The sequence below is a fragment of the Sorangiineae bacterium MSr11954 genome, from assembly GCA_037157815.1.
Classification (GTDB): domain Bacteria; phylum Myxococcota_A; class Polyangia; order Polyangiales; family Polyangiaceae; genus Pendulispora; species Pendulispora albinea.
Genome location: CP089984.1, coordinates 4,259,642 through 4,275,162, shown reverse-complemented (window position 1 = coordinate 4,275,162; position 15,521 = coordinate 4,259,642). Strand labels below are relative to the sequence as shown.

Genomic DNA, 15,521 nt, shown 5'->3' with positions numbered 1-15,521 from the left:
ACCGCCTTGAGCGCGAAAAAACTCGACAACGTCGGGCGGGGAACCGTCGCCGTAGGCGAGATCATCGCCGGCAAATTCCGGGTCGACCGCGTTCTAGGTCAAGGCGGCATGGGCGTCGTCGTACTTGCAACGCACCTGGTGCTCGACGAGCAATTCGCGCTCAAGCTGCTGCGTCCCGAGATCGCTGCGGACGGCGAGATCGTCGAGCGCTTCTCGCGCGAGGCGAAGGCCTGCGTGCGCATCAAGAGCGAGCATGTGGCGCGCGTGCACGACGTGGGCATGCGCGAAGACGGCACGCCCTTCATGGTGATGGAGTACCTCGAGGGCATCGATCTCGGAACGGCCTTGCACGAGAATGGCCCGCTCCCCGTGGAGGAGGCCGTCGAGTACGTGGTGCAAGCGTGCGAGGCGCTGGCGCAGGCCCACGCGCTCGGGATCGTCCACCGGGATATCAAGCCCGAGAACCTCTACATGGTGAATCACACCGAGGGCTGGCGCTCGATCAAGCTGCTCGATTTCGGTATCTCGAAGGCGATCCCGGCCCCCAAGTCGCAAGACTTCCTGCCCGGAAATATCCGTGAGTCGCGGATGATGGGAACACCCCATTACATGTCGCCCGAGCAGATGCAGCAGCTCGAGACCATCGACGGCCGCTCGGACATCTGGTCGCTCGGCGTGGTGCTCTACGAGCTCCTCACCGCCCACTACGCGTGGGACGGCGCCAGCGTGCACGAGGTGACGCAGGCCATTTTGAAGGGCAAAGCGCCCTGGCTCGACACGGTGCGGCCCGACTCGCCGGCCGGTCTCGCCTCCGTGATCGAGCGCTGCCTCGAGAAAGATCCGAACCGGCGCTTCGCCAACGTGGCGGAGCTCGCGATCGCGCTGCTCCCCTTCGCGCCGCGGCGCTCGCGGGTGTCGGCCGAGCGAACGGTGTCGGTGATTCGTTCGTCGGGGCTGTCGAACATCGATTTGCGCCTGCCCACGTCGGTCCATCCGCCGGCCGCGCCCCCGGCGTCGCTCGCCTCGACCGGGCCGGCCATTTCGCTCCCCGCCTCGTCCATCCCCGCCGTCTCGCGCGATCCCATCGCGCGCGACGCGCCCACCATGCCGGATCTGAGTGCGGAGCTGGCGCGCCAGCCGCGGGTGGCGGCGAACCGCACGCGGGCCATGTTGCTCCTCGGCGCGGGCGCGGGGCTCCTCGCCGCCGTGGCCCTCGGCGTCGCCACGTTCGGCAGCCGCAAAGCACCGCAGAAGAGCGAGCGCGCGGCCAATGTCGCGCCGGCGACGCAGCCGGGACCGACGGAGAACCTGGGCAGCGCGCGCGGCGGGCCTGGGCCCGACGACCTCGCGCGCGCCGAAAAAGGCGCGGCCGACCCCGCGCACGGTGCGCTCGGCGGAGACAAAGCGGCGCAGCCGAGCGGCGACGGCAAGTCGCCCTCCGCCGACCCGCGGGACGCGAGCCGCAGCGATGGATCCACGCGACGGCGCCCACCTCGAAGCGTGACGGCGGGCAAAGCACCGGCCGACGGAGGCGAGCCCGATCTCGGTTACTGATGAAACCTTTCTTCGTCTTCGCGACCTTGCTCCTCACCGCCGCAAGCGTCCACGCTCAGCCTGCGCCGCCCACGCCGACCTACGATCCCTCGGCCATCGCGGCCGCGCGCAGCTTGGGCGTGGAAGGCGTGCGCCTGGCCGACGCCGGCAATTGCCAGGAGGCCATCGCCAAGCTCGAACGCGCCGAGCGCCTTCACCATGCGCCGACCACCTTGGGGCGGCTCGGTGAGTGCCATATCGCGCTCGGTCGGTTGGTGCTCGGCAGCGAGCAGCTGCAGCGCGTGGTGCGCGAGCCGCTGGCCGCCGCCGCGCCTGCGGCGTTCGTGACCGCGCGAGCGCGCGCCAAACGCACCTTGGACGACGTGCTGCCGCGCATCGCCAAGCTCCACGTGCACGTCGAGGCGAAGGCCGACGCCAAGCCGCGCGTCACCTTGGACGGCGAGCCGCTCTCGGCCGAGTGGCTCGACATCGATCGGCCCATCGATCCGGGCGCGCACACGATCACCGCCGCCGCCGAGGGCTACGCGATGGCCACCAGCACCGTCACCTTGGCCGAGGGCGAGCGCTCCGAGGTCAACCTGGGCCTGACGCCGACGTCGGAGCCCCGCCCGGAGGCGCCGCCCATCGAGCCCTCTTCGCCCAAGCTCCACGAGAGCGAGCCGAGCGCGCGCGGCGGGGCGGCGGCGCCGAAGCCGGAGCCGAATTTCCCTCCGGCCAGCAAAGAGCCGAGCCCTTGGACCCTGCACCGCACGGCGGGCGTCGTGGCGCTCGGGGTGGGCGGCGGCGCCGTGATCGTCGGGAGCATCTTCGGATTGCTGGCGCTCGACACCAAGGGCAAACTCGACGACGTGTGCGATTCAGGCAAAGCCTGCCCGCCGGACCAAAACGGCCGCATCTCGGCGCTCGAGACGCAGAGCGTGATCTCCACCGTCGGCTTCGTGGTGGGCGGCGTGGGGATCGCCGCCGGCGCGATCCTGCTGCTCACCGAGCCGCCGTCCACCACCAAGCCCGGTAGCGCCCTGTCGATCGGCCCCGCGTCGATCACGTGGCAGGGGCGTTTCTGACGTCATGCGCTCCCGACCTTCTTCGATCTTCCCGGCGTTCGCCGGCCTCGTCGCGCTCGTGGTATCCGCCCATATGGCGGGCTGCAGCAACCTGGTGGACGCATCCGGGTACCACGTCGCCCAGGGCGTCTACTGCAACACGCACAGCGACTGCACGCGGGCGCGCGGGCCAAACTGGATCTGCCGCGCCTCCACCAAGCGCTGCGTGAGCCTGGTGTCCGACGATTGCAAGCGCGTGCTGGGCGATCCCACCAACGACGACGCGATCATCGTGGGCTCGCTCTTTCCCATCGAAGGGCGCGACAAAACCTCGGGGACGCCCATCGAGAACGGGGTGGAGCTCGCGTTCGGCGATTTCCTCCAGAACCAGTGGCTCCCGCCGCTGCCGGGAAAAACGCAGCGGCGGCCCATGGTCCTGGTGGCGTGCAACGACGGCGCCGAGGAGCCGACGGCGATTCGCGCGGCCCGACATTTGACGGAGGAGGTCGGCGTGCCCGCGATCATCGGCGCGGCCTACAGCGGCGTGACCACGGCGGTGGCGACCCAGGTCACCATTCCGGCGGGCGCGCTCCTCATTTCGCCGTCCTCCACGAGCATCACCCTCTCGACCCTCCAAGACGATGGCCTGGTGTGGCGCACGTGCCCGTCGGACGTCATCCAAGCGGACGCCCACGCGGCGCTGATGAAGTTGATCGAAGACGACATGAAGGCGAAGCTGCCGGCGGGCACGAAGCTCAAGGTCGCCCTCCTGCACAAGGGCGATCCGTACGGGCGAGGCCTGGGCAACGCCTTCACGCCGATCCTCTCGTTCAACGGGGCGAAGGCCACCGACCCGTCCAATGCGCCGAATTATTATCGCCGCATCGAATACGGTAATCCGGACATCGAAATACCCGACTACGCGGCGCGCGCGAAGGAGATCGTCGACTTCGCGCCCCACGTCATCTTCCTCTTCGGGACGACGGAGACGGTGCGCTCGGTCATCGTGGCGGTGGAGAAACATTGGAAGCCGGAGCTCCCGTATCGCCCGTTTTACCTGATGACCGATGGCAGCGCCGTTCCGCAGATGTCCCAGTACCTCGCGGAGGCGCCGGAGGGCACGAGGCAGCGCATGCTCGGGACCAAGCCGGGCACGGTGGGGCCGAACTTCGAGGACTTCAAGAGCGCGTACCGTTCGCGCGTCTTCGACGGCACCTCCCCCGAGGCCACGTGGGCGGTCAACGCGTACGATGCGTTCTACATGCTAACGTACTCCATGGTGTCGCTCGAGGGCAGGCCGCTCACGGGTCGCAACATCGCCGAGGGCTTCAAGCGGCAGATCGCGGCGGCGCCGAGCGTGCGGGCCGGGCAGACGTACATCAACGACGCATTCAAGATTTTGGCCGAGGGTCGCTCGTTCGACTACGACGGCGCGTCGGGCCCATTGAACCTCGATACGAAGACGGGCGAGGCGGCGTCGGATATCCTCCTTTGGTGCGTCAAGAAGGACGAGAGCGACAAAATCACCGATCCGATCACCATCCCGGCCGTGTACTTCAGCGCCACGACGCGCGGGCTCACGGGCGGGATGGATGCGATTCGGGGGTTTTGCGGCTTTTGAGGATACGTCGCAGGAGCGCGCGGGCGCCGCAGGTGACGCGCTACACGTGGCGAGGGAGCGGGAGGGCCTCCCGCTGATGGCGCAGGTGCTCGTCGATGGACCAGCGGCCGCCACCCGCCACGGTGAGCAGCACCAGGATGAAGAGGACGAGGAGCGCGAACTCGAGGGTCTGCGCGGGCTGGAAGAGGCCCTCGTTCCAGTGCACGAAGACGACGGCGCCCGCGAGGATGGGGACCTGCACGGCGGCGGCCACGCGGGTGAGCATGCCGAAGATGAGCATGATTCCGCCGGCGGCGTGCGCCATGACAATGTAATGTGCAAGCAATGCAGGTGCGAAGGCGCCCGACTTGATCGGCATGGTCTCGATGAATGCCGACATGTGCTGCATGAAGGATATCGCCTTCAGCAGCAGGGCCACCCCCATGTAAATACGCAGTAGGTCGAGCCAGCCATCACGATGTTCGTCGACCCATGCTCGGAGCTTGAGATACGGATCCATGCGCCACCTCGGTCGAAAACGTGGTGCAGCGCCCCTCCTTCGTCAGCCGGTTCGCAGAATGCGGGAATGAGCGCCGCCGAAAATGGACTTGACGAACGAAAGCTTCCCACGAATCGGTCCCCGCGCAATGCGACCATTGACCGCCGGCGCTGCGAATCGTACACAGACGTGAGAGACCAGAGAGAGACCCCTCGTGACGGCCATTAAAATCGGTAGAAACGACCCTTGCCACTGCGGCTCCGGCAACAAATACAAGAAATGCCACCTACCCACGGACGAGGCAGCACGCTCCGCTGAGCTCGCGGCCAAAGCAGCTGCAGCCGCAGCGGCAGCCGCCGCCGAGGCCGAAAATGCGGAAAAGGACGAGGCGACATCGGGCGAGGCGGGCTTCCGCAACCCGCAAGCGCGCTCCGTTCCGAAGCCGGGTTCTGGCGGCAGCGGCCACGCAGCCCCCCCGCTCTTCCGGCGCCGTTCGGTCTAAGCACGCCCGTTCCATCGAGCCCCACACCTGCCGGCCGGCGCACCGCCGATTTCCAACGAGGCCCCGGCCTACATTTGCGCGTTCATTGGCCGAGCATGCCGCGGTTCGCCGAGGTCCCTGTCCCGCCAGCGTGCCCACCGCGGATAGACCAAGGCGCCTGCTGGCCGGCGCGCACCGCCGATTTCCAAACGAGGCCCCGGCCTACGTTCATTGACCGAGCATGCCGCTGGTCGCCGAGGTCCCCTGTCCGGCCAGCGTGCCCACCATGAATGGACCAAAGCGCCTGCTGGCCGGCGCGCACCGCCGATTTCCAAACGAGGCCCAGGTCTACGTTCATTGACCGAGCATGCCGCTGGTCGCCGAGGTCCCCTGTCCGGCCAGCGTGCCCACCGTGGATAGACCAAAGGCCTGCTGGAACGTGAAAAAGAAGGTCACACCGTTCACGCCGGCCGGGCGATCCAGCGGAAAGCCGAGATCGCCGCGGAAGACGATGCGATCGACTTGGGGGAACAGCACGCGGAAACCAACCCCCGCCGAGTGGTGCAGCCGCACCGCGTCGCGGGTGAACACCTTGTCCAAACCGTTGACCGCGTTTCCCACGTCGTAGAAGGCGGCGCCGGAGAGTTGGACGGAGAAGATGGCGAGCGGCAGGGTGCGAAACTCGACATTGCCGACGAGCACGTCCTTGCCCGCGAAATAGCCGCTGGGATAGCCGCGCAAGCGCCCATCGCCGCCGAGGAAGCTCGTTCGATTGAGGTAATTGCGGTACCGATTGAGCAGCGCCGCGTCGAAGACGAGCCGCCCGAAGCCAAATCGTGGCGTGGAGACGCGCAAATCGAGCTCCAAGGAGGCGTCGCTCATGCGGTCGGACTCGAACTCGTTGGTCGCCTCCACCGAGCCGCGCACGAGGCCATCGCTCCCGAGCTGCAAGGTGTACTGCGCGGCCCCATAGACGCCGAGAAAGCTGCGGCTGGAGCCAAAGGCGTGGGCGACGGGGTAGACGCGCAGCCAGAGATCGTGACCGAGTCGGTAGTCCTCCTGGAGCGCCAAGGACTCGAAGTCGTGCACCCGGAGAAAGTTCGTGGTGTAGCCATGCCACTGGAGAAAGGGGCCGACCCGGGTGTCGCTCCTCGGCATCACCCGCCGCTCGAACTCGGCGACGGCCACCGGGTTGTAGTTGGGCACCGCCGCCCCCTCGGGAAGATCGGCGTCGAAGGCGGTCCGATAGCGCCGCAGGTTCATCTCGGCGCCGATGGTGAAATCGTTCTTGATGTCGCGCCCGAACGAGCGGGTGAGCGAGTGCGTCGACGTGTAGCGCCGTGAGCGAAACTGATAGGGCATCGCGTCGCTCTCCGGTGTGGCCTCCGCGTTGAAGCGGGCCACATTCACGCCGACATAGCGCCGCGAGACCTCGTCGCGCCATGCGAGCTGGGAGCTCCACGCCCACTCGGCGTACTTCGAATACAAAAAGCGCGACGCGGAGACGATGCCAAACGAGCCTTCGGGGTTCCCGCGCGTGCGGTTCACGATGACATTGGCGTCGGTGTTGAGCGCCAGCCATAGCCCCTGCACGCGCGGAATGCGGTACGCCATGCCGAGCGAGTACGCGTTGGGCCGGTAGGTGAATCGCCCGAGGACGAGCTGATGGCTGCCCGCGAGGTTGGACTCGGTGGGCTCGAGCAGGAGCGACTCCAGACCGGACGAGCTCAGGCCGATGTCGAACCCCATGCGAAGCGACCACACGTCCTTGGTGATGACGAGGAGGCGCATGCGATCGGGCGTACTGCCCCGGAGCGGGACCACCATGACCAAGGACAGCTGCGGCAGCCGCCGTAGGTTGCGGGCCGTTTCATCGGCCAGATCCTGGCGATAGGGCTCGCCCGCGCGCAAGAGCACCTCGCGCCCCACGATGGACTCTTTGGTCAGGGTGTGGAGCACATTGAGGAAGCCCGGCGCGGGATCGCGCTTTTCGAACACCTCGAGGCGCACGATGTCGATGCGCTCGATGGTCTTTCCCTCGGGGCTCGCTTCGAAGCTGGGCGCAGCCGGCTTCCCGTTGGCGAGGTCCTTCAAGACGAGGGAAATCGTCTCCCGCTCGTAGGCCGAGTAAGGCTCCGCGCGCCCCTGCCGCGCGATCAAGAGGGACGAAAGAAGAAAGAGCGCTAAGAAAAGACGAGGCAAGCCCGACACGGGCTTGGAGATTACACTGAGAGCAGCACGCCGCGAGCCCGCTCGTGCGTCGATTCGGAAACCGCACGTAGATACAGCGCCACCTGCGCCTCGTACTGCCGGACGGTCTCGAGGTGGGAGCCAAGCCCGGCGTCCGTCTTGTAGTCGACCACCGTCCACACGAACCCCTGCCCGTCGCGCTCGCGAAACGCAAGGTCGAGCACGCCCTCCAAGAACGAGCCATCCGCCATCTGACACAGAATCGGCGATTCGCGCCGGCACTCACTGGCGTCACGCGCCCGCTCGAAAATCGGATGCCGCAGCGCCGACACCACCGCCGCCGCCGCCGCCTCGATCTCCTCCTCGTTCGCGCCCACGAGCCTCGCCTGCACGTTCACCACCCGTCGAACCGCGTCCGGCACCGCCAACAAATCCACCACCGCCAGCGCCGCGTGCACCAAGGTACCAAACCGCTTCCCCCGCGGCCGCCCCTCCCGCGGAGCATCCGTCACCATCATCTCCACCACCGGCGCAACCAACTCTGCCAACTCCGCCAACTCCCCCCGCTCCGCCCCCGCACCGGGTTCCGCCGCCACCTCCGCCTGATGCGACACCTCCGTCACCGTATGGATCACCCGCGACGGCCGCCCTCCATGCGCCAGCGCCTCGTCCCTCTCCCTCCGCCACAGCGCGTGCAGCCTCTCCCCCGCTTCCGCGACGGTTCCTGCCTTGTCCGCCTCGAGGATCCGCTGCTGCCGCAACCCCACGTCATGGTGCTTGTCGAGCCCCAAGGCCGCCGGATCCCACCACACCACGTGGTGATCGCCCGCCCGCGGACGGTGCAGCCCCGGCTTCACCGAGTCGTGCACATCCGCGCGCACCCCCTCGGGCCGCTCGCGCACGCTGTCGGGCCCAAACTCCGGGCACCCCGGGGCTCGCTCGGACGCGCGCCGCGCGTCGTCGTACGGATAAATCACGGGATTGAGCGCGCTGGTCCAAAACTCCCCCGACACCTCGTCGCCCAGCGCAGGCACCACGAGCAGCTCGCGCGCCCGCGTGGCCGCCACATAGAGGAGGCGCAGCGCCTCTTCGCCATCTTGCTCCAGCACATCGTCGCGGTGCTCGAGGAGCTCGCGCGGTGAAGCGCCGCAGAGCGGCATGGCCCACAAACGCCGGGATGCATCCACGTACCGCGACGGCTCGGACAACGTTGGCTTCGCCGTCGGATCCGCCAGGATGACGACCGGAAATTCGAGCCCTTTGGCCCGGTGCACCGTCATGATGCGAACGCCGTCGGTGCCCTCTTCCACCACCGGCGCCTCCGAAACGCCGCCGCGGTGCGCTTCGTCCTTCATGTACTCCACGAAGGACCGAAACGACGTGGCCCCGCGCGACTCGAAGCGCCGCGCGATGTCGAGCACGCGAAGCACGTTGGCGAGCGCCTGCTCGCCCGTCGGCCAAATGGCGATGCCCGCATGGGCCCGCGTCGCCTCCAGGACGTGCACGATGGTATCGGCGATGGGCCTGCGGTTTCGCCGCCGGTGCAGCTCGGCCAGGAGCGCCATGGCGTCGCGCACCGGGCGCGTGAGCTCGGAGAGCAGCTCCGGATCGAGCCTTCGAAACGGGTTCAGCTCGCCCTTGGTGCGGTGCCGAAACGCCAAGAGCGCGTCGTCGCCCAGCGAGAAAAAGGGCCCGCGAAGCGTGGCGAAGACGGAGAGCTCGTCGTCGGGCCACTCGATGGCCGAGAGCGCATTGACGATGGCCACCACCTCTTCGCGCGCGTGGTACGAGCGCCCGCCCACGAGCACGTGAGGAATGCGCCGCGCCTCCAGGGCGCGCACGTACGGGCGGGTCACGTCGGCGCCGAAGTTCTGCAGGCGCTTGAAGAGCAAGCACACATGGCGCGCCTCGAGCGGCACCATCCGCCCGCCCTCCCGCTCCGCGATGGTCCAGCCGCTCTCCGACAGGAGATAATGCACGAAGGCGCCCACCGCATCGGGGAACGAGTCGTCGATGCGAAAGTTGACGATCTTGCCGAAATCGCCCCACGGCCGCGGGACCGGCAGCGCCACGATCGACGGGCGCGCATGCTTTGGCTCGTCGCGAAAGGCCTGCAGCGGCACATAGGTCGCTTGCGAGCCGCGCGCGTTGCCTTGCATCAGCGGCTCGAACGCGGCGTTGACGGCCTTTTGAATCGCGGGGAGGCTGCGGAAGCTCGTGGACAGGTGCAGCACGTCCGCGCCCGTGGCCTCCAGGTGGCGCTTGATGCTCTCGTACAGCGCCACGTCCGCGCGCCGAAAGCGGTAGATCGACTGCTTGGGATCGCCCACCACGAAGAGCTTCCCCGGCACGGGGAACGCGCGCATCGCCTCGTATTCGGCGGGATCGCTGGCGGCGAGGAGCAGGAGGATCTCGGCTTGCAGGGGATCGGTGTCTTGAAATTCGTCCACCAGCAAATGCGTGAACCGTTGCTGCAGCTCCCGGCGAACGTCGGCGTGATCGCGGAGGAGGTTCCGCGTCAGGAGGAGCAGGTCGAGAAAATCGAGCTTGCCGGCGCTGCGCTTGCGCGCCTCGTACTCGCCCACCAGGGGCCATAGCTCCGCGCGGAGCCCGGCCGCGAGATCGGCGTCGGCCTGCTCGAGCACCTTTTTGAGCTTCTCGTGGACGCGCGCCTTCTCGTCGAGGACCCCTTGCCGGTCGAGACCCTTGCCGTAGTACCGCCCGCTGCCCTTCCAGCCCCAGAGCTTCTGCCGGCACAGCGTGCGCAGCTCCGCCTCCAGGCCGTCGTAGTCGCGCTCGGCCACTCCGCCCCGGACGGCCTCGCGCCGGTCGAGCTCCCCGATGTAGCGCGCGATCTCGGCAAAGCTCTTGGCGAGCCAGGAATCCTTGTAGTCTGCACGCGGTGCGAGAGCGCCCAAGGCGCGCAGATCCTCGAGGATGTCATCGACCGCCCCGCGCCGGTCGAAAGGGGTGTGCGACCACGGGGTGTCGAAGTCGCGCTGCTCGATGAGGGACGACACCGCCTGGGTGAGCACGTGCCGCGGCCCCACCGCGTCGCGATCGCGCGAGCGGCGGCGGAGCACGCGCTCCACCTGTGGGAGCGGCTTGGCCAGCTGCGCCTCGAACCATGGCTCGAAGCAGTCGTGCAAGATGCGCTGCTTGCCGTCGTCGTCCGCCACCTCGAACAGCGGGTCGACGCACGCCTCCACGGGCCTTTCGCGCAGCAGGTCGGCACAGAAGCCGTGAATGGTGCCGATGTGCGCGGCCTCGAGCTCGGCCAGCGAGGCGTCGAGGTTCTTGCGCTCGAGATCGGAGACCACCTCGCTGCTGCGCGCCTTCTCGATCTCGGTGCGCAGCCGCAGCTTCATTTCCCCCGCGGCCTTCTCGGTGAAGGTGACGGCCACGATGGCCGAGAGCCGCGCCTTTCCCTTCTTCACGAGCGAGAGCACGCGGCCGACGAGCTCCGTCGTCTTTCCCGTCCCCGCCGCCGCCTCCACCACCAGAGTCGTATCGAGGTCTTCGCGAATCCGCTGCCGTGCCTTGGCGTCGCCGAGCGGCTTGTCGAGGGCGCCGAAAAGAAGCGTCATGCGCGCCTCCGCAGGGCCATGAGCGGCGCCAGCGGCGCTTGGTTCTTCACCTTGCGCGTCCGCATCTCTTCGTAGGGGCCGCACACGCGGAGGTAGTCGCAGTACTGGCACGCGCCTTCGTCGGGCGCGGCCGGCAGCGCCCCCGCCTCCAGCGCCTTGCCGACCACGTTGACCACCGTCTTGGCCTCCGCGCGCGCCGCCTCGTCGAGCCCGATGGTGTACTCTTTGAACTCGCCCGCGGTGGTGCAGTAATACAGGCGCCCGCCCTCCACGCTGCGCCCCTCGAAGAGCTTTTCGAGCGCGAGCGCGTAGAAAATCGGCTGGAGCGTCTGCCCGCCGCCGATCCGGGTGGTGGCGGTCGCGCGCACCTTGCCGGTCTTGTAGTCGGTCGCGCGCAAGGTGCCGCGCGCGCTCCGCTCGACGCAGTCGATCGAGCCGCGCAAGAGGATGCCCTCGTCGAGCTTCAGCGGCTCCTCGATGCTTGCCGGATCGCGCCCCGCGCGGTCGGGCAAGCCGAACGAGAGCTCGAAGTGCGTGGGGCTCCACTCGTCGTCCTCCGCGTCGCGGCGGAGCATCTCGCGCAGATCGGCGGCGATGGCCTCGATGCCGTCCTGCCAGACCCGGTCGATGGCCGGCGCCAAGTCGTCCTGGTAGCGCGCGGCCACCTCGGCGAGCGCCTGATCGAGCTCCGCCTCGACCGCCCGCCGATTTTCGCGGGTGACGGGCAGCATGTTCTTGTCCCGGAGCCGGACGTACAGGGTGTACTCCACGTCGTGCACGAGCGATCCGCGCTCCAGCGGGTCGAGCTCCTCGATGGGCGCCGGTTCGTCGCGCGGCCCGAGCCGGTGAATGGCCTGCAGCACGAAGCGGTACGGGCACGCCGCGAAGTTCTGCAGGGCGGTGGGCGAGAAGGAGCGCCGCGAGAGCAGGTGCGCGTCGAGGGCCTCGCGGGCCTCGCCCTTGACGTCGAGGAGCCCGTCCACCGAGAACCAGTTCGGATGCCACCTTCGCGCGCGCGTCCGCAGGGCGCGCGCCAGGTGCGGGTTGGTGGAGAGCAGGTAGCGCGCCGTGCCGATGGTCTCGGCCTCGGGCTTCTTCAGGATCGATTCGAGGAGCGACAGATCGTGCTCCGCCGCGTCCACGGCGTCGCGCGCTTGCGCCGGAGCCGGCCAGCCAATGCGCGCATCGCCCACCCGCTCGGCGCGGCGGGCCAGCTCGTCGAAGCCCGGAAGGCGCCCCTCGGCCGCGCGCAAGACCTCCAGCCCGTAGAACGAGGGCGTGCGCGGGCGCGACTGCTCCACGTCGATGCGCGGGTACGACAAAACGAGGCGCGCGTTGGCCGCGCCGGCGGCGATGCGCAGCGCGAGCCGCTCCTCCTCGGAGCGTTCGCGGTTGGTCACCAGGTCGAGGGGGTGCGCGAGCCGCACCCGGTCCGGCAGCACGGGATCGTCGATGACCTTCTGCGGGAAGATGCGCTCGGCCAGGCCGGGGACGAACACCACCTCGAAGGTGAGGCCGCGCACCTCCTCGGTGGATGCAATATACACGCAACCGAAGCGGCGCCCGCGCGGGGGCACGGTGAGCTCCGTGAGGCGCTGCTCGAGCACCAGGCGCACCTCCGAGAGCGACACGGGCCCCACCCGCCGGAGCGGCTCCAGCTCCGCCAGCACGGAGAGCACGCGGTTGGGGCGGCGCAAGGCGCGGGTGGCGAGCGCGCCCAATCGATCGATGTACGTGCCCCAATCGGCCGAAGGCGGCAGCGCGGCGAGATCGTCGAGCAAGGGCAGCGCATAGCTCTGGAGGCTCGCCAGATCCGCGAGCTCGCGGCGGATCACCACCGCGCGCGCGTTGTCCTCGGGGTAGAGGCCGAGCTCCCGCTCGAGGCTCTTGGCGCGGCCGCCCAGGCGCGACTCCCAGCGCTTTCGCCCGCCGATGACCGCAGCATCGACGATGAGCCGCTCCCACCGGTACGGCGCGCGCAAGGTGCCCCCCACCACCGCCAAGGACGATGGACTATGCGAGACCACGGCGGCTTCTTCTTCTTGGGGCTCGTCCTCGGCCGTGCGTTCCAGCGCGCTCGGGAGAAACTCGTCGTCGGGGACGACCCAGCGCTCGGTGCCGGCCAAGGGCGGCGGCGGCCTCCCGCCTTCATCGGCGCCCGGCACCTCGCTCAGCGAGAGGTACTCGGAGAAACGGCGGGCGGAGAGCTTCTCGATGGCGCACCACAAAAGCGCCAAAAACGCGCGCCCCGCCGAGTCCGGCCGCACCGTGCCACGTGCAAAATAGGCGGGAATGGCCGCACGGCGCAGGGCCTCGACCAGGTGCGCGCGGTAGGCGACCGGGGCCCGCAAGACGATGGCCATGCGGTCGAACGGGACGCCGCGCGCGGCCTCCCGCAAGATGCGGCGGGCGATCTCGATGCACTCGCGGCTCTCGCCCGGCGCCGACAGCATCTCCACGGCGTCGTCGACCTCGCCCGTCTCGGTGGTCGGCGAGAACAAGCCGCGCTGGAGGCGCGACAAGGTGGTGCGCGAGGGGTCGGTCAGGCGCACGGCGCGCACCGCGAGCGCTTCGCCGAGGTGCTGCTCGGTGCGTTGGTCGCCTTCGGGGAACGTGGCGAGCACCTGCTCCGCGCGCAGCGCCAGAGCCGTCAAGAGCTCGGTCTCGAGCACGGAGCGCAGCGGCAGGTCGACCAAAAGCATCGGCACGTCCAAAAACGGATGCGACGTGGTGCGATCGAGGGCCGCCGTCACCGCCAGCTCGAAGATCAGCGCGCGGTCGGCGATCCGATCCGCCTCGAGCTCCGCGGCGAAGGCGTCGCACAATCGTTGCAAATCGGTCTCGCCCAAGGCGCGGGGCTCGGTCTTGGCCATCCGCAGCTCGTTGAAGGTGCGGGCCAGCGCGCGCGGAAGGCCGGGCCGGTCGGCCACGGCCGCAAAGCGCCCGAGCTCGCCCTTTTCGGCCAGCCGATGAACGACGCGCGTCGAAAGGGCCTCCAGGGTGAGCCTCCCGGACGGAACGAGCCCTCGCGCCGCGAGCTCCGGCGCGGCCAGGGCAGCGGCCATGCGCGCAAGGGTCGTACGCTCCCATCCGAAGGTTCGGCGGACTTGCGCTCCGGCTTCGCGCGCGACCTCCGCGGCCACCTCCAACGTGGGGCCCACGATGACGAGACGCGTCGTAGGACCGCGTGACGCAAGCCACGAAACGGCTCTTGCAATGCGGAGCTCGGCGCGGGACGAACCGACAACGATTCGCCGCGGCTCGTCGACGCGCGCAGAGAGAAGGTCAAGCTGGCCCATTTCGCGCGGGTGAAACTATCATCGTTCGCGTGTCCGTGCTCCTCACCGAACGGCTCGAGTTGGTTCCTTTCACGCTTCCTTTGGTGGAGGCGATGATGGCGAGCGACCGCGACAAGATCGAACAGGCCGTCAACGCCCCCCTCCCCAAGCGGTGGCATGGCCGCGCGATGATCGAGCGCGCCTTCCCCGCCTCGCTCTGCGAGATCCGCAAAGACCCGGAGACGCGCCTCTGGGGCGATCGCTTGATGATCGTGCGCACCAAGGCTCGGCGTATCGTCGGGAGCGTCATCTTCCACGGCCGCCCGGGCCCCGACGGCATCGCCGAGGTGGGCTACGGCGTGGAAGACGAGTGGCAAGGTCTCGGCTACGCCACCGAGGCGGTCGAGACCTGCCTGCAGTGGGCGCTCGTGCAGCCGGGCATCCGCGCCGTGCAGGCCACGACCTTCCAATGGCACCGCGCCTCCTTGCGGGTCATCGAGAAATGCAAGATGACCCGCATCGGCTCCCGCGACCACGAGATGCTCGGCGAGCTGACGATCTTCGAGCGGCGCGCGATGTAGCGCCGCTCGCGCGGCTACGGCTGCAGGCCGCCCCAGGTGATGGCGTCGGCGAGCTCGCGGCTCACCACCATGCCGCCGCAGGAGCTGGTCGGCGAAATCGCGAAGCGCATACCGACCTTCTCGCCCTTCCAGACCGAGGCTTGGCTCGAGGTGGCCTGCGGGGCGCCCAGCTCGCGCTCCAGGGACTCCTTGACCCCCTTGCAGTCGCCGTTCGACTTCACCGAGAACGTGATGGAATCGAGCTTTCCCTTGTTGAAGGTGTAAAGCACGTCACGGAGGGCTACCCCGCCATACGACGGAGCCCCTCTCGTTACACGATACGTGATGCGGTCCCCGCTCTTTTCGGTCTGCTTCAGGCCATGGAACGATTTGAACGAGGACCCCAGCTGCACACCGGCAAAGCCATTTTTCGCGTCCAACTTGCTTGCGGGCCCCACGGCCGCCGTGTCCGGACCTTTGCTCTCGCTGGCCTTGGCGGCTGCTCCCGTCGCGGACCCTCCCCCATCGTCCTTGGTGGCCTCCGGCGCCACTTCGGGCGCGGGACCTTCGACGCGATACTCTTGAATCGGAACTTCGGCCGGGGGTTTTCGGGCACGGGGCTCTTGGCACGAGACCATCCCGAGGAGAAGGACACAGCCAATCGAAGGGCGCATTGCGCCTATGCTACTTGGTGACCCTGGTGTCTTTCCATCACAAGTTTCGGGCCAA

The 15,521-nt window shown here is 68.6% G+C and carries 10 protein-coding genes; 5 read left to right on the top strand and 5 right to left on the bottom strand.

Annotated features, from left to right (window positions below):
- The first annotated feature begins 6 nt into the window (after positions 1-6).
- Genes LZC94_16825 through LZC94_16815 form a run of 3 tightly spaced genes read left to right on the top strand, consistent with a single transcriptional unit; the run spans position 7 to position 4,218 of the window.
- Complete coding sequence (locus tag LZC94_16825) at positions 7-1,554, top strand: protein kinase (protein ID WXB18888.1); 1,548 nt, start codon at positions 7-9, stop codon at positions 1,552-1,554.
- A complete protein-coding gene (locus LZC94_16820) occupies positions 1,554-2,618 on the top strand; it encodes a hypothetical protein (GenBank protein ID WXB18887.1) in 1,065 nt (354 codons plus the stop codon). The genes LZC94_16825 and LZC94_16820 overlap by 1 nt, the downstream gene beginning before the upstream one ends.
- A 4-nt stretch (positions 2,619-2,622) precedes the next feature.
- On the top strand, positions 2,623-4,218 hold the full coding sequence (locus LZC94_16815) for an ABC transporter substrate-binding protein (protein WXB18886.1): 1,596 nt from the start codon (positions 2,623-2,625) through the stop codon (positions 4,216-4,218).
- Between the two features lie 40 nt (positions 4,219-4,258).
- On the opposite strand, the gene LZC94_16810 is transcribed toward LZC94_16815, so the two are convergent.
- The gene (locus LZC94_16810; protein ID WXB18885.1) at positions 4,259-4,717 is read right to left on the bottom strand and encodes a DoxX family protein; all 459 of its coding nucleotides are present in this window, start codon (positions 4,715-4,717) and stop codon (positions 4,259-4,261) included.
- Between the two features lie 193 nt (positions 4,718-4,910).
- Between LZC94_16810 and LZC94_16805 the strand changes: the two genes are divergently transcribed.
- Complete coding sequence (locus tag LZC94_16805; protein ID WXB18884.1) at positions 4,911-5,198, top strand: SEC-C domain-containing protein; 288 nt, start codon at positions 4,911-4,913, stop codon at positions 5,196-5,198.
- A gap of 333 nt (positions 5,199-5,531) precedes the next feature.
- Here the strand turns inward: LZC94_16805 and LZC94_16800 are convergent, their stop codons facing one another.
- The 3 genes from LZC94_16800 to LZC94_16790 are packed head-to-tail and all read right to left on the bottom strand — an operon-like array spanning position 5,532 to position 14,115.
- On the bottom strand, positions 5,532-7,388 hold the full coding sequence (locus LZC94_16800) for a hypothetical protein (GenBank protein ID WXB18883.1): 1,857 nt from the start codon (positions 7,386-7,388) through the stop codon (positions 5,532-5,534).
- A gap of 11 nt (positions 7,389-7,399) precedes the next feature.
- Positions 7,400-10,954 carry a UvrD-helicase domain-containing protein gene (locus LZC94_16795; GenBank protein WXB18882.1) on the bottom strand — a complete coding sequence of 1,185 codons (3,555 nt, stop codon included), beginning with the start codon at positions 10,952-10,954 and terminating at the stop codon, positions 7,400-7,402.
- Positions 10,951-14,115 (bottom strand): PD-(D/E)XK nuclease family protein, encoded by a 3,165-nt coding sequence (locus LZC94_16790; GenBank protein WXB18881.1) that lies wholly within the window; start codon positions 14,113-14,115, stop codon positions 10,951-10,953. Before LZC94_16790 ends, LZC94_16795 begins: the two co-directional genes overlap by 4 nt.
- Before the next feature lie 167 nt (positions 14,116-14,282).
- Here LZC94_16790 and LZC94_16785 point away from each other — a divergent pair, with 167 nt between their 5' ends.
- Complete coding sequence (locus LZC94_16785) at positions 14,283-14,813, top strand: GNAT family N-acetyltransferase (protein WXB18880.1); 531 nt, start codon at positions 14,283-14,285, stop codon at positions 14,811-14,813.
- Between the two features lie 14 nt (positions 14,814-14,827).
- Here the strand turns inward: LZC94_16785 and LZC94_16780 are convergent, their stop codons facing one another.
- Positions 14,828-15,466, bottom strand: coding sequence for a hypothetical protein (locus tag LZC94_16780; protein WXB18879.1), 639 nt, complete (start codon positions 15,464-15,466; stop codon positions 14,828-14,830).
- Positions 15,467-15,521 lie beyond the last annotated feature (55 nt).